This is a genomic window from Microbacterium sp. LWH3-1.2 (assembly GCF_040675855.1).
GTDB lineage: Bacteria > Actinomycetota > Actinomycetes > Actinomycetales > Microbacteriaceae > Microbacterium.
On sequence record NZ_JBEGIK010000001.1, the window covers coordinates 1,610,237 to 1,630,689 of the forward strand.

The 20,453-nt window shown below is 71.0% G+C and carries 18 protein-coding genes; 12 read left to right on the forward strand and 6 right to left on the reverse strand.

Annotation, left to right across the window (positions count from 1 at the left end; all coding sequences use genetic code 11):
* Nucleotides 1-9: 9 nt before the first annotated feature.
* The 3 genes from MRBLWH3_RS07415 to MRBLWH3_RS07425 all read left to right on the forward strand — a co-directional run bounded on the left by MRBLWH3_RS07415 (nucleotide 10) and on the right by MRBLWH3_RS07425 (nucleotide 3,234).
* On the forward strand, nucleotides 10-1,020 hold the full coding sequence (locus MRBLWH3_RS07415) for a glycerophosphodiester phosphodiesterase family protein (RefSeq protein WP_363430110.1): 1,011 nt from the start codon (nucleotides 10-12) through the stop codon (nucleotides 1,018-1,020).
* A gap of 85 nt (nucleotides 1,021-1,105) precedes the next feature.
* Nucleotides 1,106-2,140: an ABC transporter ATP-binding protein gene (locus MRBLWH3_RS07420; protein WP_363430112.1), complete on the forward strand. Its 1,035-nt coding sequence runs from the start codon at nucleotides 1,106-1,108 to the stop codon at nucleotides 2,138-2,140.
* On the forward strand, nucleotides 2,137-3,234 hold the full coding sequence (locus MRBLWH3_RS07425) for an ABC transporter permease (RefSeq protein ID WP_363430114.1): 1,098 nt from the start codon (nucleotides 2,137-2,139) through the stop codon (nucleotides 3,232-3,234). The genes MRBLWH3_RS07420 and MRBLWH3_RS07425 overlap by 4 nt, the downstream gene beginning before the upstream one ends.
* Nucleotides 3,235-3,244: 10 nt before the next feature.
* Here the strand turns inward: MRBLWH3_RS07425 and MRBLWH3_RS07430 are convergent, their stop codons facing one another.
* Nucleotides 3,245-3,820: an NADPH-dependent F420 reductase gene (locus MRBLWH3_RS07430; RefSeq protein WP_363430116.1), complete on the reverse strand. Its 576-nt coding sequence runs from the start codon at nucleotides 3,818-3,820 to the stop codon at nucleotides 3,245-3,247.
* Between the two features lie 91 nt (nucleotides 3,821-3,911).
* On the opposite strand from MRBLWH3_RS07430, the gene MRBLWH3_RS07435 reads away from it, so the two are divergent.
* A complete protein-coding gene (locus MRBLWH3_RS07435; RefSeq protein WP_363430118.1) occupies nucleotides 3,912-4,397 on the forward strand; it encodes a MarR family winged helix-turn-helix transcriptional regulator in 486 nt (161 codons plus the stop codon).
* Nucleotides 4,398-4,635: 238 nt separating this feature from the next.
* Here MRBLWH3_RS07435 and MRBLWH3_RS07440 read toward each other — a convergent pair whose 3' ends face one another.
* Nucleotides 4,636-5,412 (reverse strand): alpha/beta fold hydrolase, encoded by a 777-nt coding sequence (locus tag MRBLWH3_RS07440; RefSeq protein ID WP_363430120.1) that lies wholly within the window; start codon nucleotides 5,410-5,412, stop codon nucleotides 4,636-4,638.
* 185 nt (nucleotides 5,413-5,597) lie between these two features.
* On the reverse strand, nucleotides 5,598-6,239 hold the full coding sequence (locus MRBLWH3_RS07445) for a TetR/AcrR family transcriptional regulator (protein WP_363430122.1): 642 nt from the start codon (nucleotides 6,237-6,239) through the stop codon (nucleotides 5,598-5,600).
* Between the two features lie 82 nt (nucleotides 6,240-6,321).
* Here MRBLWH3_RS07445 and MRBLWH3_RS07450 point away from each other — a divergent pair, with 82 nt between their 5' ends.
* Nucleotides 6,322-7,755, forward strand: coding sequence for a purine-cytosine permease family protein (locus tag MRBLWH3_RS07450; RefSeq protein ID WP_363430124.1), 1,434 nt, complete (start codon nucleotides 6,322-6,324; stop codon nucleotides 7,753-7,755).
* On the forward strand, nucleotides 7,752-9,392 hold the full coding sequence (locus MRBLWH3_RS07455; RefSeq protein WP_363430126.1) for an amidohydrolase: 1,641 nt from the start codon (nucleotides 7,752-7,754) through the stop codon (nucleotides 9,390-9,392). Before MRBLWH3_RS07450 ends, MRBLWH3_RS07455 begins: the two co-directional genes overlap by 4 nt.
* A 721-nt stretch (nucleotides 9,393-10,113) precedes the next feature.
* Here MRBLWH3_RS07455 and MRBLWH3_RS07460 read toward each other — a convergent pair.
* Together MRBLWH3_RS07460 and MRBLWH3_RS07465 are read right to left on the reverse strand one after the other, a co-directional pair.
* Entirely contained in the window at nucleotides 10,114-10,992 is an 879-nt protein-coding gene (locus MRBLWH3_RS07460) for a PhzF family phenazine biosynthesis protein (RefSeq protein ID WP_363430128.1), read from the reverse strand.
* Between the two features lie 150 nt (nucleotides 10,993-11,142).
* On the reverse strand, nucleotides 11,143-11,625 hold the full coding sequence (locus tag MRBLWH3_RS07465) for a hypothetical protein (RefSeq protein ID WP_363430130.1): 483 nt from the start codon (nucleotides 11,623-11,625) through the stop codon (nucleotides 11,143-11,145).
* 526 nt (nucleotides 11,626-12,151) lie between these two features.
* On the opposite strand from MRBLWH3_RS07465, the gene MRBLWH3_RS07470 reads away from it, so the two are divergent.
* Nucleotides 12,152-12,697 carry a hypothetical protein gene (locus MRBLWH3_RS07470; RefSeq protein WP_363430132.1) on the forward strand — a complete coding sequence of 182 codons (546 nt, stop codon included), beginning with the start codon at nucleotides 12,152-12,154 and terminating at the stop codon, nucleotides 12,695-12,697.
* A gap of 37 nt (nucleotides 12,698-12,734) precedes the next feature.
* On the opposite strand, the gene MRBLWH3_RS07475 is transcribed toward MRBLWH3_RS07470, so the two are convergent.
* Entirely contained in the window at nucleotides 12,735-13,595 is an 861-nt protein-coding gene (locus MRBLWH3_RS07475) for an O-acetyl-ADP-ribose deacetylase (RefSeq protein WP_363430134.1), read from the reverse strand.
* A 76-nt stretch (nucleotides 13,596-13,671) separates the two neighbouring features.
* On the opposite strand from MRBLWH3_RS07475, the gene MRBLWH3_RS07480 reads away from it, so the two are divergent.
* From MRBLWH3_RS07480 to MRBLWH3_RS07500, 5 genes are all read left to right on the forward strand, one after another.
* A complete protein-coding gene (locus MRBLWH3_RS07480) occupies nucleotides 13,672-14,349 on the forward strand; it encodes a response regulator transcription factor (protein WP_363430136.1) in 678 nt (225 codons plus the stop codon).
* On the forward strand, nucleotides 14,342-15,637 hold the full coding sequence (locus MRBLWH3_RS07485) for a sensor histidine kinase (protein WP_363430138.1): 1,296 nt from the start codon (nucleotides 14,342-14,344) through the stop codon (nucleotides 15,635-15,637). Before MRBLWH3_RS07480 ends, MRBLWH3_RS07485 begins: the two co-directional genes overlap by 8 nt.
* A 56-nt stretch (nucleotides 15,638-15,693) precedes the next feature.
* On the forward strand, nucleotides 15,694-16,413 hold the full coding sequence (locus MRBLWH3_RS07490) for a PepSY domain-containing protein (protein ID WP_363430140.1): 720 nt from the start codon (nucleotides 15,694-15,696) through the stop codon (nucleotides 16,411-16,413).
* 189 nt (nucleotides 16,414-16,602) lie between these two features.
* Complete coding sequence (locus tag MRBLWH3_RS07495) at nucleotides 16,603-17,991, forward strand: AAA family ATPase (RefSeq protein ID WP_363430142.1); 1,389 nt, start codon at nucleotides 16,603-16,605, stop codon at nucleotides 17,989-17,991.
* 159 nt (nucleotides 17,992-18,150) lie between these two features.
* On the forward strand, nucleotides 18,151-20,193 hold the full coding sequence (locus MRBLWH3_RS07500; RefSeq protein WP_363430144.1) for a VWA domain-containing protein: 2,043 nt from the start codon (nucleotides 18,151-18,153) through the stop codon (nucleotides 20,191-20,193).
* Nucleotides 20,194-20,453: the final 260 nt, after the last annotated feature.

Sequence of the window (20,453 nt, forward strand, 5' to 3'; positions counted from 1 at the left end):
CCTTAAGCGGTGCCTCGTCGACATCCCCTCGTGATCGGACACCGCGGTGCCCCCGGGTACCGGCCAGAGCACTCGCGCTCCTCGTACGCCCTGGCCTTCGAGATGGGCGTCGATGCCGTCGAACCCGATGTCGTGGTGTCGAAGGACGGCGTGCTCGTGGTGCGGCACGAGAACGAGATCTCGGGCACCACCGATGTCGCAGACCGCCCGGAGTTCGCCGACCGGCACGCGACGAAGTACGTGGACGGGGCTGAGCTGACCGGCTGGTTCACCGAGGACTTCACGTGGGACGAGCTGTCGACGCTGCGCTGCCGCGAGCGGATCGCCGACGTCCGTCCGACGAGCGCGAGCTTCGACGATGAACAGCGCGTGCTGCGGCTGCGCGACGTTCTCGACGCGACGCGGGAGGCCTCGCTCGAGTTCGGGCGCGAGATCGGCGTCGTGCTCGAGATCAAGCACGCGACGTACTTCGCGTCGATCGGATGGGATATCGCTGAGCTCGTCGACGCCGAGCTGCGGGAGGCGGGCTGGGCGTCGGGGGAGCTGCCGCTCACGATCGAGTCGTTCGAGTCGACGGTGCTGTACGCGCTTCAGGAACGCGGCATCCGTGGGGCGTACGTGTACCTGCTGGAGGACGCGGGACGCCCCTTCGACCTGTTCAGCGCACACGGCAAGGCCTCGCTGACGTACCGGCAGACGGCGGCGCCCGCGGGGCTCGACGCACTTGTCGGGCGGGTGGACGGGATCAGCGTCGACAAGCGCACCATCCTCCGCCCCGACCGGCTCGGTCGCACCGCCGGGCCCTCGCCCGTCGTCGCCGACGCGCACGAGCGCGGCCTGCGTGTCTTCACCTGGACCTGCCGCCCCGAGAATAGATTCCTGATCGGCCAGTTCCGCACCCGCGGCGGTCCCGGGTCGTTCGGCGACTGGGAGTCCGAGTGGGCGGTGATCAGAGACGCGGGCGTCGACGGCGTCTTCGTCGATCACCCCGACCTCGGGGTCGCGTTCTTCCGTTCCTGACCTGGCGCCGGCCGGGGGGGCTCGGGGTGTCTTGACGCTCCTTCTCCACGCGGTCTGCCGACCCGGTGTCGCTAGGGTGGGGCGGGTGAGCACGCCGAGCCTGGCCCCTCGGGCCCCCGGAATCCCCGCCGAGCCCGGCATCGTCGTCCAGGGCGTGCGGCGCTCGTTCGGCGAGGTGCAGGCCGTCCGCAACGTGACGCTGCGGGCGCACGCCGGCCGGGTCACCGGCCTGGTCGGTCCGAACGGCTCGGGCAAGACGACGCTGCTCCTCATGCTCGCGTCGCTCCTGGCGCCCGACGCGGGCTCGATCCGCATCGACGGCGTCGACCCGGTGTCCGACCCGCAGGCGGCCAGGGCGCTCCTCGGCTGGATGCCCGACGCGCTCGGCGCCTGGAACTCGCTCAGCTCGCGCGAGACGCTGGCGGTGACGGCGCGGCTGTACGGGATGCCGCGGGCCGAGGCATCCGTCCGCGCCGACGCCCTCCTCGCCGAAGTGGGGCTGGTCGACCTCGCCGACGCGCCCGCCCGCGTGCTGTCGCGGGGGCAGAAGCAGCGCCTCGGCCTCGCGCGCGCCCTCGTGCACGACCCGCGGGTGCTGCTGCTCGACGAACCGGCGTCGGGTCTCGACCCGCAGGCGCGCATCGACCTGCGCCTGCTGCTGCGGCGGTTCGCCGCCGAGGGACGCACCGTGCTCGTGTCGAGTCACATCCTGTCCGAGCTCGAGGAGGTCGTCGACGACGCCGTCTTCCTGATGGCGGGCGCCACCGTCGACCCGGCCCGCGTCGAGGCCGCTGCGCGCCGCGCCCGCCCGTGGCGGGTCCGGATCGCCGGGGCCGAGGCATCCGTCGCCGTCCAGGCCGTTGCTGGCGCACTGGGGATCCCGGTGGAGGGCCTGGGCGTCGACCGCCGCGACGTCGTGGTGTCGTTCGACTCGGAGGATGCCGCGGCCGCCGCGCTGCGCGATCTCGTCGGCGCGGGGCTCGACGTGGTGGAGTTCGCCGCGGCGCAGGGCGCGCTCGAGCGCACGTTCCTCGATCTCGGCGACGGGCGTCCACCACTGGCGCCACCGCCATCCGAACCACCGCTGCCGGGTGCGGACGAGAGCGAGGCGACGTCGTGAACGGTCAGCGACTCAGCACCATCGTCGGCCTCGAGCTGACCCAGCGCACCCGCAGCATCGCCTGGTACGTGCTGCTCGGCGTCTTCGCGCTGCTGCTCGCGATCGTGACCGGCCTGTCATTCCTGGCTTGGGGCTCGACGCTCCAGCCGGGCGGCGCGATCTACTCCACGATCGTGTACATCACGCTCCTGCTGGTGGTGCTGGTGTCGCCCACGCTGAGCGGCAACGCGATCAACGGCGACCGGGATGCTGCGACCCTCGCGCCCGTGCAGGTGACGCTGGCGACGACCCTCGAGATCCTGATCGGGAAGTTCCTCGCCGCATGGGTCACGGGCCTGGCGTTCGTGGCGGTGGCCGTCCCGTTCCTCGTGCTCGCGACGCTCGGCGGCGGGGGAGCGCCGGCGACGATCACGGTGTCGCTGCTCGTGCTGGTGTTCGAGGTCGGCATCATCTCGGCGATCGGCGTCGCGCTGAGCGGCATCCTGTCGCGACCGCTGTTCTCGGTCGCGACCACGTATCTGGTGGTCGCGGCGCTCGTCGTCGGCACGCTCATCGCGTTCGCGCTCGTCGGCATGACGATGCGGTCCGAGGTGACGAACCACTACCGCTCGATCGAGTACGACCAGTACTCCGGCGACAGCTTCCCGTGCATGCCCGGCGAGACGCCGCGCGACGACTATCCGTGCGATGACGACGTCGAGATGCGCTGCGGCGAGTGGCAGACGTCGACCTACGAGATGCCGCGGTTCGACCATGTGTGGTGGCTGCTCGCGGCGAATCCGTTCGTGATCCTCGCGGACGCGACGCCGACGCAGTACGACGCATACGGCAACCCGAACGACCTCTTCGGCCAGATCAAGTTCGGTGTGCGGGCGGCTCAGCAGCCGCCCGAGCTCGAGCAGCGCTGGGACGACTGCGCGCCACCGCTCGAGGACGAACGGCCCACGCCCGCGGAGGTCATCGACCACTCCACGCCGAGCTGGTTCGTCGGCATGGCACTGCAGCTGCTGCTCGCGGTAGGCCTGATGTGGTGGGCATGGGCGCGCACGCGCACCCCCGCCGGGCGCCTGCCGACGGGGACGCGCATCGCCTAGCGGTCGAGCCTCAGCGCACGAGCGCGAGGCCGCCGGCCCAGCCGATCTGCTCGCCGACCGCGAGGGTCAGCTGGAGGAATCCGATCGACTCGAGCTCGTGGGCACGCGCGAGGGAGCCTGCGTCGACGGCGTCGAGTCCTCCGGCGGTGATCGCCGCGATGAGGCCCGCCTTGGCGTCGGTGTCGTCGCCCGCGACGAGCACGGTGGTCGGGACGTCGCCCTCGCGACCGCTCACCAGGGTGGCGGCGAAGTTCGTGTTGAACGCCTTCAGCACCTTCGACGCGGGCAGCTCAGCCTGCAGCTCCGCCGCCGCCGAGGTGCCGGCGGGCACGACGAGCGCGTCGAACGTCGAGAAGTCCAGGGGGTTGGTGATGTCGACGACCGTCTTGCCGGCGAGCTGCGCGCCGTAGGCGGCGGTGATCTGCGCGAGCGCCGGGTACGGGACGGCGAGCACGACGATGTCGCCGTTCACGGTGGCGCCCGTGTCGGCGCCGCCGATGTGCTGGACGTCGGCACCGCCGCGGGCGAGCACGCCGCTGATGGCCTGGCCCATGTTGCCGTTTCCGAAGATCGTGATCGTGGTCATGGCTGTTCTCCTGTCGCATGAATTGCTTGTAGCTTCAAGCATCTGTAGGAACCAACTCGCTTGTCGTCACAACTATTCCTAGAATCGGAGGATGAACAGGCCGCGGTTCTACACGGCGGACGAGCAGGACACCTGGGTGCCGTTCGCCGCGCTCCTCGAACTGCTCCCGCGCGAGCTCGACGCCCAGCTGCTGCGCGACGAGGACCTCACGCACTTCGACTACTTCGCGCTGTCGATGCTGTCGAACGCCGACGATCACCGCCTGCAGATGAAGGAGCTCGCGTCGATGACCAACGCGACGCTGCCGCGCCTGTCGCACGTGGTCTCGCGGCTCGAGGCGCGCGGCCTCGTGCGGCGGGAGCGCAACACCTCCGACGCCCGCGCCACCGACGCGGTCATCACCGCCGACGGCAGGCGCAAGGTTCTGCAGGCGACTCCCGGGCACGTGGAGACCGTGCGCAAGGTGCTGCTCGACGTCATCACACCCGAGCAGGCGGAGCAGCTGCGGGGGATCACCGCCACCGTGCTCACCCGGCTCGACCCCGATGGACGGATGGCCGCAAGCCGCCCGCGCTGACCCGGCGCGGCCGCCGCTCGCGCGCCGACATCGTGTGCTCTCGCCGAGCCGACACGTTCCGGACGCACGGATCGTGCCACCTCGGCGAGGTCACATGACCGCTGCGCCGGGGGAGTACACACGCGCCAGGGTCGATCTGCTCGACCGACTCGGGGACTGAAGCGGCGCAGGATCTGCGCCGCGCCCTCGGCGTCTCGTCTCCCTCGTCGCCTGCTCGCTCAGCGACCGCAGATCGGCGCTACGCGAGGCGTTCCCGCACCACCCGCGCCGTGGCGGCGGGGTCGGGGCGATGCATGATCGACTCCGGAACGACGACGAGCTCGGCGCCGTCGACCTCGTCGGCCAGGCGGTCGGCGGCGGTGATCAGCATCGGGAACGTCTGGGCTCCGCGCAGCACCGTGATCGGAGCGGCGACCGAGAGCATCTCCGGGCTCGGCGTCGACGCCTCACGCGTGAGGTTCGTGTCGTAGACGGTCGACTGTGCGAGCGCCACCAGGCCGGGGAACATCTCGCTGGCCCGGATCTGGTCCACCATCTCGCGGGGGAGTCCGACGCCCTCGAGCTGGAAAGTGACGATCGCCTCCTCGGGTCGCCCCTCGTCGACGAAGGCCTGCAGCCGCTCGGCCAGGTCGTCGGCGGGTTCGTCCTCGCCGAAGCGCACCGGTGGCTCCGACAGGAACAAGGCCCGGACCGGCACCCCTCGCGAGGCGGCGACGAGTCCGAGCACCGCACCGGACGAGTGACCGAGCACGGCCGCGTCGCCGCCGACGGCGTCGATCACGGCTGCCAGATCCTCGACTTCCCGGTCGGGCGTCGAGCCCCGCGCGTCACCACTGGAGCCGCGTGCACGGCGGTCCCATGTGACGGCTCGGAAGCCGACCTCGGCCAGGGCCGTCGCGAGTCCTGTCGCGTCGGCGGCGGTCGACATGGCACCGTTCACGATGACGACGACGGGGCCGTCGCCGGTCTCGTCGTAGGCGATGGGGGTGCCGTCGGCGGAGGTCGCGGTGTTCATTGCGCCAGCCAATCACGGGCGCCCGACATCCGACAGGGGCGCAGCCTCGGTCCCGGTCGGAAACTCATGCACGCATCGCGGGCGGTGTCGACTGCAGGGGAGGATCGCGACCGCCCGCTCGCAGCGGGCGCCGACGCGACTCCGCGTCCCGGATGCACGGCGTCCGCGCTCGGTCCGCTGCGGGACTAAGCCTCGGAAGCCGCGTCGACGGCCGCGCGCAGCGCGCCGGGCTCGAGCCCGAGAGCCCATTCGCTGACGTCGGCGACGACCTGACGGTGCGCGCGGTGCGTGGGCGGGGTCGCGGTGTTCACGTACGAGCCGCCGCCGTCGACGGCCATGAGGATCCGGATGCAGGCGGTCTCCGCATCGGTGATGGGGAAGACGCTCGAGGCGATGCCGTCCTCGATGATCGCGGTCAGTCGCTCGCGGTCGAGCTGATCCTGGTGTTGCAGCGCGGTGTCGAGCGCCGGGCTGAAGCGTGCGAGGTGCCGCGCGTTGAGCCACATGCGCGCGAGCGGCAGGGACGCGCCCCGTTCGATGTGCGCCGCGAAATGCGCCACCCGGTCCATGGGGGTGCCCGACGTGGTGAAGAACCTCTCGCGCTCCCGCACGGCGGCGCGCGTGAACGCCTCGATGACGAGGGCTTCGGCGGCGGGGAAGTAGTGCGTGATCAGGCCCGGGCGCACCCCGAGCCGGTCGGCGACGGCGCGCAGCGTGATGCGCTCGAGCCCCTCGTCGAGGGCGATCGCCGTCGCGTGCTCCAGGATCTCCTCGCGGCGCTCCTCGGGACGCTTGCGCGTCCGTACCGGAATCTCGCTTGACGTCACGCCACCAATGCTATTGAATGTGTGACCAATAGTCCATTGGGCATGTGACCAATAGCAATGAGGCTTTCCCGGAAGGAACACCGTGACCCATTCACAGACAGAACTCGATGACGAGTTCGTCGACACCGCATCGCGTCCCGAGACGCGCGGAATCGAGCTGGTCGGCGACGCCGAACGCCACGGCCGTGCACGGGACCTCTTCTTCATCTGGGCGGCGCCGAGCGTCAGCATCCTGAATCTGACCGTCGGCGCGACGCTCATCCTGCTCGGGCTCGAGCTGTGGCAGTCGATCGCGGTCGTCCTCGCCGCCTCGCTGCTGTGGGCCTTCCCCGGCCTCATCGCCGGCAGCGGACCCGCCTCGGGCACCTCGGGATCCGTCGTGACGCGGGCCATGTACGGCATCCTCGGCAATCGGCTCTTCGTGGCGTTCGTCGGCTGGTTCATCGGTGCGGTGTTCCTGTCGCTGACGTGGCTCGCCTCGTCGTTCATGGGGGCGGACCTGCTGCGCCGGATGGGCCTCGAGGATCCCGTCTGGGTTCCCATCGGCGTGACGGTGGTCGTGGCGACGATCACGATCCTGGTCGCGATCTTCGGCCACGGGCTGATCGTGCGCGCATACTCGTACATGGCCGCGGCACTGTTCCTCATCTTCCTCGGGGTCGCCGCCTTCATCCTGCCGACGGTCGACTGGCAGTACACCGCGCCGGTGCCGCTCGAGGGGGTCGGCCTCTGGTCGGCGATGGCCATCGGGTTCACGATCCTCGCGTCGACGCCACTGTCGTTCATCAACAGCCCCGACATCGCGCGCTACCTGCCGCGCTCCACGAAGCCGTCGCACATCGCGCTCGCGACGGGGCTGGGCGGCGGCATCCCGTTCATGGTCTTCACCATCGTCGGTGTGCTGCTTGCCACCGGTCTGAGCGGAGCGGCTTTCGACGCCGGCCTGGACGTGGCCCTGCTCGACCTGCTGCCCGGGTGGTTCGGTCCGATCCTCGTGATCGGAGTCGTCCTCAACACGATCGCCCTGAACGCGATGACGACCTACACCTCGAGCATGGCGCTCCAGGCGATCGGCTTCCGGCTTCGCCGCATCCCCGCCGCCATCATCGTGGGCGGGGTGGGTACGGCCCTGACGATCTACCTCGTGCTGTCGTCGAGCCTGCTCGAGGCCGCGAACCTCATGCTGCAGTTCCTCGTGATCGTCTCGGGGCCCGCGATGGCGATCTTCGTCGTGGACGTGCTGCTGCGCCGATACCGGTACGACGGCGTGGAGCTGTTCGACGACCACCCCGGCGGCCGCTTCTGGTACTCGGGCGGATGGGGACTGCCGGGCGTGATCGCCCTGCTGATCGGCGGGCTCGTCACTGCGCTGTGCCTCTCGACGAGCGTCTGGTCGGGACCGATCGCGGTGGCGACCGGGTACATCGACCTCTCGGTGCCGGTCGGCATGCTCGTCGCCGCGGCTCTCTACGCCGGCCTGCAGCGCACCCCGCTCGGAAAGAAGGGCCGTCCATGAGCACCAACTACGTGAACGGTCGCGTCTTCACCGCCGATCCCGACCCCGAGAACGCGTGGGCAGAGGCGTTCACCGTCCGCGACGACGTGATCGCGTTCGTCGGCGACAGTGCGCAGGCCCCCGAGGCCGACGACACCGTCGACCTGCAGGGCCGGCTGGTACTCCCCGGCGTCACCGACGCCCACACCCATCTGCTCATGATGGGCGCGGCGCTCGGGCAGGTGCACCTCACCGACGCCCGGTCGCTGGATGAGATCCAGTCCCGGCTGCGCGAGGCACGCGATCGGGATCCGGATGCTGTGGTCCTGCGCGGACGCGGATGGCTCTTCGATTCCGTCCCCGGCGGGGCACCCACCGCGGCGATGATCGACGCCGTGGTCTCCGACATCCCCGTCTATCTCGACGCCAACGACTACCACTCGTGCTGGGTCAACCGCGCGGCGCTCGCCGAGCTCGGCATCACGCGCGACACGCCGGACCCGCTCGGCGGCGAGATCGCCCGCGACGCCGACGGCGAGCCGACCGGGATGCTCTACGAGACGGCGGCGGTGCGGCTCGCGTGGGCACATCGCGACGTGAGCACGACCGACGCCGACCGCGACGAGGCTGCCGAGCGTGCGATCGACGCGTACCTCGCGACCGGCGTCACCGGGGTCGTCGACATGGCCTTCGACGAGTTCGGCCTCGCCGCCTTCGAGCGCGCCCGCGCCCGCCGCGGCGGCGAGCTGCCGATCCGGGTGGCCGCGCACTGGCTCATCGAGAACACCGGGGACGACGCGGCGAACGTCGCGCAGGTGGCCCGCGCCGCGGAGCTCGCCACCTCCCCGTCGTCGCCGTGGCTCCGGGTCGTCGGCATCAAGCTCATCCTCGACGGCGTCATCGATGCGTGCACCGCCGCGATGCGCCACCCGTACGCCGACGGAACCAACGCGGGTCCGATCTGGCCTCTGGAGCAGCTCAAGCCTGTGGTCGCGGCCGCCGACGCGGCCGGCCTGCAGATCGCGCAGCACGCGATCGGCGACCTGGCGAGCGACATCGCCCTCGATGCGATCGAGCACGCGATCGCGGTCAACGGCCCGCGCGACCGGCGTCACCGCATCGAGCACCTCGAGTACGCCGCTCCCGAGACCGCGGCGCGCCTGGCGTCACTCGGTGTCACGGCGTCGATGCAGCCAGTCCACTCCGACCCCGCGATCTTCGCGAACTGGGCCGAGATGCTCGGCGACGAACGTGTCGAGCGCGCCTTCGCATGGCCGGAGTACGAAGACGCCGGGGCGCTGCTGGCGTTCTCGACCGACGCGCCGACGGCACCGCACAGCTCGCTCGCGAACATGTACATCGCCGCGACGCGCGCCTCCGCGCTCGACCCGGCCGTGCCCGCGACCCACCCGCAGTACGCGCTGCCGCTCGAGCGCGCGGTCGGCCACGCGACGCGCGACGCCGCCGCCTCCGTCGGCGACGGCGAGTGGCGCGGACGCATCGCCTCCGGCTTCGCCGCCGATTTCGCGGTGCTCGACACCGACCCGTTCGCGGTCGGGGCGCAAGCGCTGCTGGATACTCAGGTCGTGGAGACGATTGTCGCCGGGCGCTCCCGCTTCGCCGCGTCCGTCCGGCCCGTTGACGCGCGCCGCGGGTGATGCGCCGAGCCGAGTCCCCTACCCCTCGCGGTGGGAGGAGGCGGTGAGGAAGGCGTGCGCGCGGGCGACCACGACGTCGGGCCGCTCCTCGGCCATGTAGTGCCCGGAGCCCGGTACGTGGTCGAGGGTGAAGTCGTCGGCATGCTCCCGGTACCCGTCGAGGATCTCGGGGTGTTCCCCTGGCGACGGGTTGTCGCCGTAGAGGACGGCTCCGTACAGCGAGAGCGTGGGAGTCGTGAGGCGGGTGCCGCGATAGGCGCGCGCACCCGAGCGCCGTGCCTCTGGAGGGGTGGCCCGTCGCCGGCCTCCGCGACATGCATGCGCAGGCCGGGCAGTTCGACGAACCGGTGGCGCACGCCCTCGACGTGCGGCAGTGACTCGGGTGTGGCGTCAGCGACCGCCGCGCCTCGGTGATCGGTGCCCGCTCGGGGCTTCCTCGCGCCCATACCGCGAGGATACTATGTCTCTAGTGTTGGATCTACTGCTCGGATCCGCGCAGTCAGCGGCCCTCGAGCCGCTCGCGCGTCTCCGGGGTGTCCGTCACTGCCAATTCGTCGTCGATGAACCGCGTGCGCATGCCGATGTACATCGCATCGAGGAGCATCGAGTGCTCGATGGCGGGGGCGTCTTCGATCCTCGCCGGCGCGGCGGGTCGAGTTCGACGGATTCGCCAGGAGCGCAACGGTCCCGGCGGCCGAGCGGAGCCGTCGTGCGTGTGCGGTCAGAGCCTGAGCACGCCGTCGGCGACCACCAAGCCGGTGCCCGACAGGTCGACGAGGTCGCCGTCCACGGCGACCTCGAGAACGCTGGGCCTTCCCATGGCATGGCCTTGGAGGATACGGATGCTGCCCGCCGGCGCCCGACCGTCGCGCGCGAGGAGTGCGGCGAGGGGTCCCGCGGCCGTGCCGGTGGCGGGGTCCTCGACGATGCCGACCGTGGGATTGAAGAACCGGGTGTACGCGTCGGCGCCGTCCGCGCCGCTCTCGGTCGAGTAGACGTAGCACCCTTCTGCGCCGACCCCGGCGAGGAGAGCCCGCAGTCGCGCCGGCTCCGGGTTGGCGGCGTCGACGTCGGCGCGCGTGCGGAACCCGAGCATGAGGTGCTCGGCGCCTGTCCAGACCACTTCGGCCGGCCGGTCGGCGAGAGCGGCGGCGGGAAGGCCGAGTGCCTCGGCGAAATCCGCGTGTTCGGTGGTCGAGTGCACGAATCGCGGTGCGGCCTGCCGCATCGTGATCCTCGACCGCTCGCGTTCGGTGCGGGTGATCCACACCGGCAGCACGTCGTCGCCGATCTGCTGCGTGAACTCCTCCCGATCCCGTGGCAGCTCGCCGGTGGCCGCGAGCCAGATCCATGCGCCCATCGCGTTGTGGCCCGCACCCAGCACCTCGACCCCGGCCGCCGTGAAAGACCGCAGGCGGTAGTCCGCGCCGGAGGCGGTCGGCGTGACGAGGAACGTCGTCTCGGACTGATTGAACTCTCGGGCGATGGCGCGCATCTCCCGCTCGCTCAGCCCGTCGGCGCCCGGCACCAGCGCGAGCGGATTGCCGGTGAGGGGCGTCTCAGCGAAGACGTCCACCCAGGAGAAGCGCAGCTCGACCATGTCTTTCGTCCCTCTCGAGGCGTGTCGGACATGATGAGCCTGGCAGAAGTCGATCGATTCGGCGCGCGATCCGCTGGGTAGGCTCCGGCCGTGAGCCTGCCCGCCCGGACCGCTCCGTTCGGGGTCGGCGTGCGCCGCCCCGAACGCGGCTCACATCTCGCGGCTCGACGCCTCTGCCAGCCTCTCGGCCATCTGGGCGAAGGTCTCCTGGGCGCCGCCCGGGCCCATCCGTGCCGCGAGCGAGGCGAACGCCACCGCACCCGTGATCTGCGCGGCCGCGACATCCCACGGCTCCGGCTGCGGGCCTTCGCCGCGCGGACCCGGGAGCGGAATGGGCAGCCTCCTCGGCCAGCCCGTGCCGCACCAGTCGTCCACGACCTCCGTCACCCAGCCCGGCCGGTCCTCACCCGCGAGGTCGGCGGCGAGCACCTCCTGGGCGATGTGGCCGGCCAGGTCGGAGGCCGCCAGCATCCACCGGGGCGGGAGTGGCTGCGGATTGAGCGCCACCGCCTCGACCCGGCTCAGCAATGCCGCTCGGTGGCCGTGCGGCGGGAAGACGTCGAAGATCTCCGGCTTGATGCGCCCCAGCAGCGAGAGCATGCGAACCGTGGGGCTGATCTCGTTCCAACTCATCGGTGACTCCTCTTCGGATCGGTGGATTGTTCCACGTACCCTCACACCGCGCCGATCACCGCTGGGCGTGCCCGATCGTGACCGCGACCGGGTCGCCGAGCGAGCCGTCGGGCAGCGTCGTCTGGTAGGTCATGGTCACGGTGGCGAACCCCAGGGTGATCTGACCGCGATGGCACCCGGATGCCGGTCGTCGACGATCGCTTCGGGGATCGACGAGATGGTGAGGAACTGCTCATCTGGCATCGCCCACGCTCCCGCCTGCACTCGCGATCCCCATACCGCGCGATCGCACGCGCGACCACCTCACAGATACTCCCGGCGGGATCCCCCCGCAAGGGGGTCGGCGGTCGCGGCGCCGAACCCCGCGAGCAGGTCGGCGGTCCCTGCGCCGATGGTCCCGAGATCGAGGCGGTGCTCCCCGCGGGTACCCCGCGGGAATGAGTCTTCGCGGCGGCGGTTGGAGGTCGCCGAAGTCGTACCTTCGCGCAATCCGAGTCGGCAGCACGGTCGGCGCAAGTCCGGGGCGGTGGAGGATGAAATCGCCTTTGTCCTTCCTCGTGATGCGCCAGCCGTGGTGGTGCAGGTTCATGTGGTGGAACGGGCACAGCAGGATGCCGCGGTCGATGTCGGTGCGGCCTCCGTGTGCAAAGGGATCGATGTGATGCGCCTCGCAGTACGATGCGGGTCGGTCGCACGCGGGGATGCGGCATCCGCCGTCGCGGATCGCGAGCGCGATCCGCTGCCTGGGGGCGAAGAGCCGCGCTTCTCGCCCCGGATCGAGGGGATTGCCCGCAGGGTCGAGCGTGACGGTCACCGTGCCGGTGGCGCAGGTGCGGGCGCCGATGAGCCAGCCGGGGAGCGTGGCGCCCGTGTCTTCGACCAGAGCGACCGCCGGTCGCCCGGACTGAGCGTCATCGTGAGTCGCTCGCGTGACGAGGATGCGGATGCCTGCCTGGCGCGCGCCGAACACGGCCGCCGCGTCGGCGAGCGCGCCGGCGCGGACCACCTCCATCATCAGGTCGTACGCGAGCTGGTCGTTGCTGCGCGGGTCATCCGGCTCGACCCACCATGAATGCGCCGTCCGCGCCGGCTCCTGGGGCGAGATGGGCTCAGTCCTGGCCGGGTTCTGACCAGGTCGCCTGCTGCGCCGCTTCGTACCGATCGATCAGGATCGGGATGCCCGTGTCGTGCCACCACGACGGCAGCACATTGCCCGCCGACATGCCGTGACCGGGATCGAACTCGGGCACATGGATCGGACCGTCGGTGTGCGCGAGGGGAACGCCGATGATCCCTTCCGCTGCCTTCTGGATCATCGAGCGGAGCTCGAACCACATGGGCGGCAGCGGCGTCGTCGCGAACTCGGCACGGAGAGCGAGCCAGAGGTACGCATCTCCCCGCATGCCCATCTGTACGGGCGCTCGCTCGAACAGTCGTCCGACCGACCCGGCTTCCGTGAGCGGAGGGAACCGGCGCTGCACCTGTGCCTGCAGCCGCCGGTGCGTGTCTTCGCTGAACGAGACCAGCGTGACCTCTTCGACGCGGGTCGGCGTCGTCGCGATCGTGGTGACCGCCGCCTCGATGGCGTCGTTCAGCGGCCACCCATACACCCCGGCGCTGATCAGGGGGAAGCTCACGCTGCGGGCGCCGATCTCATCGGCGACCTGCAGCGCGCGCCGGTAGCAGGACTCGAGGATCGCCCGGTCCCGTTCACCTGCCGCGAAGTTGGGGCCGACGGTGTGGATCACCCAGCTCGCCGGAAGGTCTCCGGCGGTGGTCCATCCGGCGTCGCCTGTGGCCAGCCCGTCGGGGAACCGCGCGATGCAGTCGTCGAGGATCGCCCGTCCGCCCGCACGGTGGATGGCGCCGTCGACTCCGCCCCCGCCCCGCATCCGGTTGTTGGCCGCGTTCACGATCGCATCGACCTGCTGCCGGGTGATGTCGCCGTGGACGGCGGTGACGGTGACCATGTGCCCAGTCTCGCGCACGGCCGCCGCAGCGCGCGCTTCAGGGTGGATTCAGGCGCGGAGGGCCAGACTGGAGCGGATGCGGATTCTGGTGGTGGATGACGAGGTGCGCCTGGCCGACGGCATCCGTCGCGGGCTGGAGGCCGAAGGCTTCGGGGTGGATGTCGCGCACAACGGTGTGGACGGACTGTGGCGAGCACGCGAGACGGCGTACGACGCGATCGTGCTCGACCTCATGATGCCCGGCATGAGCGGGTGGAAGGTCTGCGAGGCGCTGCGCGCGGAGGAGAACTGGACGCCGGTGCTCATGCTCACGGCGAAGGACGGCGAGTGGGACCAGGTCGAGGCGCTCGAGACCGGCGCCGACGACTACGTGACCAAGCCCTTCTCGTTCGCGGTGCTCGTCGCCCGTCTGCGTGCGCTGATCCGCCGCGGCGGGGTCGAGCGGCCGACCGTGCTCGAGGCGGGAGACCTGCGGCTGGACCCGGGGGCGCGAAGGGTCTGGCGCGGCGATGCCGAGCTCGACCTGACATCGCGGGAGTTCTCCGTGCTCGAGCACCTCATCCGCCATCGCGGGCAGGTGGTCTCCAAGCGCGACCTCATCGCCGGGGTGTGGAACGACGACTTCGAGGGCGACCCGAACATCGTCGAGGTGTATGTCGGGCACCTCCGGCGCAAGGTCGACCGGCCGTTCGCTCGCCAGGCGATCGAGACCATTCGCGGAGCGGGCTACCGACTGGCGGCGGACGGTGGCTGAGCCGCGGCGCCGCTCATTGCGGACGCGCATCACTGCGGCCGCGACGCTCGTCGTCGCCGCCGCGCTGGTGGTGGGGGCGCTGGCGTTCTACGGCATCCTGTCTGCCAGCATGCATGACGCGACGGTGCGCGCCGGGGAGACGCGCGCCGAGCAGCTCGCCGCGCGGATCGACGCCGAGGGTCCGTCGGCGGTGACCGAGCTCGACGACGACATCGCCCAGGTGCTCGACGACGAGGGGCGTGTCGTCGCCGCCTCCGAGGAGGCCGACAGCGGAGACCTGCCGGATTCCGGGGGGACCGTCACATACGACGACGAGCCGATGCTCGTCGTGCGGGAAGATCTCGACGACGGCACCCTGCTCCTCGCCGTGCCGGTGGAGGACGACCAGCAGACGCTTGCGACGGTGGCGATGCTGCTGGCGGTCGCCGTCGCCGGCGTCGTCGCGCTGGTCGCGGGGATCACGTGGTGGGTCGTCGGGCGGGCGCTGCGCCCGGTCTCGCGCATCCGTGCGGAGGTCGACGACATCACCGCCGATCGCCTCGACCGTCGAGTGGCCGTTCCGTCGTCGGGCGACGAGATCGCGGCCCTCGCGGGAACGATGAACCGCATGCTGGACCGATTGGATGCTGCCGCCACCGCGCAGCGCCGCTTCGTGTCCGACGCCTCGCACGAGCTGCGCTCACCCCTGGCGACGATTCGCCAGCACGCCGAGCTGGCGCAGCTGCACCCCGACGCGACCTCTGTCGACGACCTCGCCGGGGTGGTGCACGACGAGGGCCTCAGGATGCAGGAGCTCGTCGACGCCCTGCTGCTGCTGACCCGGCTCGACGAGAGGGCGGTCCTGCAGAGGGACGACGTCGACGTGGACGACCTCGCGCTCGCCGAGGCGAAGCGGCTCCGCGCAGCGGGCGCGGTGGTGGATGCGACCGGCGTCCGCGCGGCGCGGGTGCGCGGTGATGCGCGCTTGCTCGGTCAGCTGGTGCGCAATCTCGCCGACAACGCGGCCCGCCACGCGCGGACCGCCGTCGCGATCGGCGTGCTCGAGCGCGATGGGCAGGTGCTGCTGACGGTCGACGACGACGGTGAAGGCGTGCCGATCGAGGAGCGCGAGCGCATCTTCGAGCGCTTCGTGCGACTCGACGAGGCCCGCGCGCGCGACGCCGGGGGCAGCGGCCTGGGGCTCGCGATCGCGCGTGCCATCGCGGAGGCGGAGGGCGGCAGCATCCGTGTCGAGCACTCGCCACTCGGAGGCGCACGGTTCGCGGTCAGCCTGCCGGCGGCACGCTGAACGGCGCTTCAGGGTGCTTCAGGTCTGCTTCAGCGACCGCTCGGCACCATCGAAGCATGGATGACAAGAACAGCACCCCAGAGACTCCACCCGCCGCTCAGCCCGGCGATCGTGCCGAGACCGTCACGCCCATGCCGTCAGCCGCCCCCGTCCCGAAGCGCAGCCGCACGCGCGGCTGGCTGATCGGCGGCGGTGCGGTGCTGGCCGCGGCGCTTCTCGCCGGTGGCGGCATCGCCCTCGGCGCGGAGATCGTGGACGCAGCGGACGACGACGCGTCGGTGTCGGACGATCGCAGTCACGACGACTCGAGCGACGACGACGCGAGTGACGACAGCCCGAGCGGCGACGTGTCGAATCTGGGCACCGACTCCGCCGACGACCTCGTCGCGATGATCGATGCAGCCTCCGGCGCCGGTGAGGGCGAGCCCACATCGATCGACCTGAAGCGCGACGGCAGCGCCGAGGTGACGCTCGAGGCCGAGAACGGCGCCGAGACCGAGGTCCGCGTCGACGCCGGCGGCGAGGCATCCGTCGTCTCCACGGAGTCCGCCGACGACGACGGCGGCCCGCAGCACGTCCTCGCCGCAGAGACGATCGCGGCCATCGTGGACGCGGCGCTCGCGGAGGCCGACGGCCGCATCGTCGAGATCGAGGCCGATGACGACAGCACGTCACCGTGGGACGTCACGGTCCTGACCGGCGCCGGCGAGTTCGTCGAGCTCGACCTGGATGCCGAGTTCGCGGTGGTCGCGACGGGGACCGAGGGCGACGACTGAGGACGCCACCGAGGACGGCGACCGCGGCTCGTGCCCGGCGGTCGCCGCCTTCGCGTCGATGGGGACGCCGGCGTTCCGCAGACCCGCCCGGCGTCGTCCTCAGCGGGCGGCCGCGACGACCCGTGCGGGAGCCTGAGGAATTCCTCCGATCCTGCCCCGACCGCCGTGCACCAGGCGTAGCGTGCGGACATGACGCCTTCACCCGCGATCACCACCGTCGGTCAGCTCCGCGCATCGGGTCACACCTACCGCCCGGTGCGCATCGAGATGCGCGAGAACCTCCTCGCCGCCCTCGCGAACGCCGACGACCCGTGGCCCGGCATCCACGGCTTCGACACCACCGTCATCCCGCAGCTCGAACGGGCCATCCTCGCCGGGCACGACATCGTCCTGCTGGGCGAGCGCGGCCAGGGCAAGACCCGCCTGTTGCGCAGCCTCAACGGTCTGCTCGACGAGTACAGCCCGGTCATCGACGGGTCGGAGCTCGGCGAGCATCCGTTCCACCCCATCGCCCCGGCCTCCGTCCGTCGTGCGAGTGAACTCGGCGACGACCTCCCCGTGAAATGGCGCCACCGCAGCGAGCGGTACGCCGAGAAGCTCGCCACCCCCGACACATCGGTCGCCGACCTCATCGGCGACGTCGACCCGATCAAGGTGGCCGAGGGCCGCTCGCTCGGCGATCCCGAGACGATCCACTACGGACTCGTGCCGCGCAGCAACGGAGGCATCGTCGCGATCAACGAGCTGCCCGACCTCGCCGAGCGCATCCAGGTGTCGCTGCTGAACGTCATGGAGGAGCGCGACATCCAGATCCGCGGCTACGTGCTGCGCCTCGACCTCGACGTGCTCGTCGTCGCCACCGCGAATCCCGAGGATTACACCAACCGCGGCCGCATCATCACGCCGCTGCAGGACCGCTTCGGCGCCGAGATCCGTACGCACTACCCCCAGACGATCGATGAGGAAGTCGCCGTCATCCGCCAGGAGGCCGACCTGGTCGCCGAGGTGCCCGCTCACCTGCTGGAGATCCTCGCGCGCTTCACGCGCAATCTTCGGGAATCGGATGCTGTGGACCAGCGCGCGGGCGTATCCGCCAGGTTCGCGATCGCCGGCGCCGAGACGATCGCCGCCGCGGCCCTGCACCGCGCGACGCGCCAGCACGAATCGGTCGCGGTGGCGCGTCCTGTCGACCTCGAGACCGCCGTCGACGTGCTCGGCGGCAAGATCGAGTTCGAGACGGGGGAGGAGGGCCGCGAGCGCGCCATCCTCGAGCACCTGCTGCGGACCGCGGTGGCGGATACGGCTCGGGCGCACCTGCGGGGTCTTGATTCGCGCGCCCTCGCGGATGCGCTGCACACCGGTGCGACCGTGATGACGGGTGAGCAGGTGCCCGCGGCCGAGGTGCTGTCGGCGATGCCGGTGCTGGGCGAGTCGGACCTGTACGACCAGGTGGCCGAGCGCCTCGACGCGCGTACGCCGGGCGAGCGGGCTGGGGCTCTGGAGCTCCTCCTCGAGTCGCTGTACCTCGAGAAGAGGATCGGCAAGGACAGCACAGGCGGTGAGACGGTCTATGGCTGACGTCGCTCGTATGCTCAAGGCGTTTCGACTTCGGGCGCTGGAGCGCCCTCCGCTCGACGAACGGGGGCCAGGCCTTGTTTCTCGCTCGGTGAGCGAGCGAGGAACGAGCGAGTCGAAACGCCCCGAACGCGGTCGCAACCTCATCCCGAGGCATCCGTAATGCCCCGCTCCTTCCACCGCACCCCCGCGCACACCTCCCGCTACGGCCGCTACGCCGGCGGCGACCCCCTCGCGCCTCCCGTCTCCATCCAGTCGGCGCTCGAGGCGATCGGCCGCGAGGTCATGGAGGGAACCTCCGCCGAGCGCGCGATGCGCGAGTACCTCCGCCGCGGCGACCGGAACCGCGCCGGTCTCGACGAGCTCGCCCGCCGCGTGCGCGAGCGCCGAGCCCAACTCACCCAACGCCACCGCCTCGACGGCACCCTCGAAGAGGTCCGTCGCCTCCTCGACCACGCGGTGCTCGAAGAGCGAAAGCACCTCGTCCGCGACGTCGATCTCGACGACGACACAAGAGCCTTCTCCGAGATGCGGCTCGAGAACCTCCCCACGAGCACCGCGGCGGCCGTCAACGACCTCGCCGACTACGACTGGCGGAGCCCGACCGCGCGTGCCGACTACGACCGCATCCGCGAGCTGCTCGGCCGCGAGCTTCTGGATCAGCGCTTCGCCGGTATGAAGAACGCGCTCGAGAACGCGACGGATGCCGACCGCCAGGCGATCCGCGACATGCTCAACGATCTCAACGACCTGCTCGAGAAGCGCCGGCTCGGCGATGACACGCAGGAGGACTTCGACGAGTTCATGCGCACGCACGGGGATCAGTTCCCCGAGAATCCGCAGAACCTCGACGAGCTGCTCGACACTCTGGCCGAGCGCTCGGCGGCGGCGCAGCGCATGCTCAACTCCATGACCCCGCAGCAGCGCGACGAACTGCTGAGCCTTGCTGAGCAGGCATTCGGCTCGCCCGACCTCATGCAGTCGCTCTCGCGTCTCGACGACAATCTGCGCTCCCTCCGGCCCGGCGAGGACTGGTCGGGTTCGGCATCCTTCTCCGGCGATCAGCCGACGGGTCTCGGCGAGGCGACCGGCATCATGCAGGACCTCTCCGATCTCGACTCGCTGACCGATCAGCTCGGCCAGATGTACCCGGGCGCGCGCATGGACGACATCGACCTCGACGCACTCGAGCGGCTGATGGGCGAGGACGCCGCCGTCAGTGCCCGCACACTGCGCGAGCTGGAGCAGGAGCTGCGGGATACCGGGATGCTGCAGCGCGCGTCCGACGGACAGCTCAGGCTGACCCCGCGGGCGATGCGGCAGCTGGGGCGCGCGTTGCTGAGAGACATCGCGACGCGGCAGTCGGGTCGCTCGGGTCGTCGTGAGACCCGCAACGTGGGTGCCGCCGGCGATCCCACGGGTTCGACGCGCGAATGGGCCTTCGGCGACACCGAGCCGTGGGACATCCCGCGCACGGTGTCGAACGCGGTGCTGCGGACCGTGCTCGACGGGGGAGAGGTCTCAGGCGGCGTGCGGCTCGACACGCGCGATGTCGAGGTGGTCGAGACCGAGGAGCGCACGCAGGCCGCGGTCGCGCTGCTGGTGGACACGTCGTTCTCGATGGCGATGGACGGCCGCTGGGTGCCGATGAAGCGCACGGCGCTGGCGCTGCATCACCTGATCTCGACGCGGTTCCGCGGCGACAGGCTGCAGCTGATCGCGTTCGCCCGTCACGCCGAGGTGATCGACATCGAGCAGCTCACCGCGAAGGACGCGGTGTGGGACAAGGGCACGAACCTGCAGCACGCGCTTCTGCTCGCGCAGCGGCACTTCCGCAAGAACCCGACGGCGCAGCCGGTGCTGCTGATCGTGACGGACGGCGAGCCGACGTCGCACCTGCGCCCGGACGGGAGCGTGTTCTTCTCGTACCCGCCGGACCCGCGGACGGTCGCCGTGACGGTGCGCGAGCTCGACAACGTGCAGCGACTCGGCGCGCAGACGACGTTCTTCCGGCTGGGGGAGGATCCGGGTCTGGCCCGGTTCATCGACGCGCTCGCGCGGCGCGCCGGCGGGCACGTGGTGGCGCCGGAGCTGGACGACCTCGGGCGCGCGGTGGTCGACAGCTACCTCGGCGCGCGGCACACCGGGCGCGGGACGCCGGAGGACTTCGGCGACATGCTCCACGGGCGGTCGTGGTGGTGGTGAGCGGACAACAGGTCGGAGAACACGCAGGCCGTCATGGTCGGACGATGACTCCGCTCCTGGTCGAGCTCGGACCGGCCGCCGCGGTCTGAGCGCTCGTCGCGTCACGGCGCGGCGACCGAGCCCGCACGGCGACCTCCCACGACCCTCCCTGGCGCGGGAGTCTTGCGCTGACCTTGCGCTTCTTGTGGAAGCGCTCCCGGGCTCGCACGATCCTTCGCACGATCTTGCGGTACCGCTGACGTTCGCTCGGCGGGACGTTG

Bases quoted from the DNA above. Each gene is read 5' to 3' on its own strand.
- MRBLWH3_RS07430 (WP_363430116.1), bottom strand. From the start codon at position 3,820: ATGACCACGATCACGATCTTCGGAAACGGCAACATGGGCCAGGCCATC.
- MRBLWH3_RS07435 (WP_363430118.1), top strand. From the start codon at position 3,912: ATGAACAGGCCGCGGTTCTACACGGCGGACGAGCAGGACACCTGGGTG.
- MRBLWH3_RS07440 (WP_363430120.1), bottom strand. From the start codon at position 5,412: ATGAACACCGCGACCTCCGCCGACGGCACCCCCATCGCCTACGACGAG.
- MRBLWH3_RS07455 (WP_363430126.1), top strand. From the start codon at position 7,752: ATGAGCACCAACTACGTGAACGGTCGCGTCTTCACCGCCGATCCCGAC.
- MRBLWH3_RS07460 (WP_363430128.1), bottom strand. From the start codon at position 10,992: ATGGTCGAGCTGCGCTTCTCCTGGGTGGACGTCTTCGCTGAGACGCCC.
- MRBLWH3_RS07465 (WP_363430130.1), bottom strand. From the start codon at position 11,625: ATGAGTTGGAACGAGATCAGCCCCACGGTTCGCATGCTCTCGCTGCTG.
- MRBLWH3_RS07475 (WP_363430134.1), bottom strand. From the start codon at position 13,595: ATGGTCACCGTCACCGCCGTCCACGGCGACATCACCCGGCAGCAGGTC.
- MRBLWH3_RS07480 (WP_363430136.1), top strand. From the start codon at position 13,672: ATGCGGATTCTGGTGGTGGATGACGAGGTGCGCCTGGCCGACGGCATC.
- MRBLWH3_RS07490 (WP_363430140.1), top strand. From the start codon at position 15,694: ATGGATGACAAGAACAGCACCCCAGAGACTCCACCCGCCGCTCAGCCC.
- MRBLWH3_RS07495 (WP_363430142.1), top strand. From the start codon at position 16,603: ATGACGCCTTCACCCGCGATCACCACCGTCGGTCAGCTCCGCGCATCG.
- MRBLWH3_RS07500 (WP_363430144.1), top strand. From the start codon at position 18,151: ATGCCCCGCTCCTTCCACCGCACCCCCGCGCACACCTCCCGCTACGGC.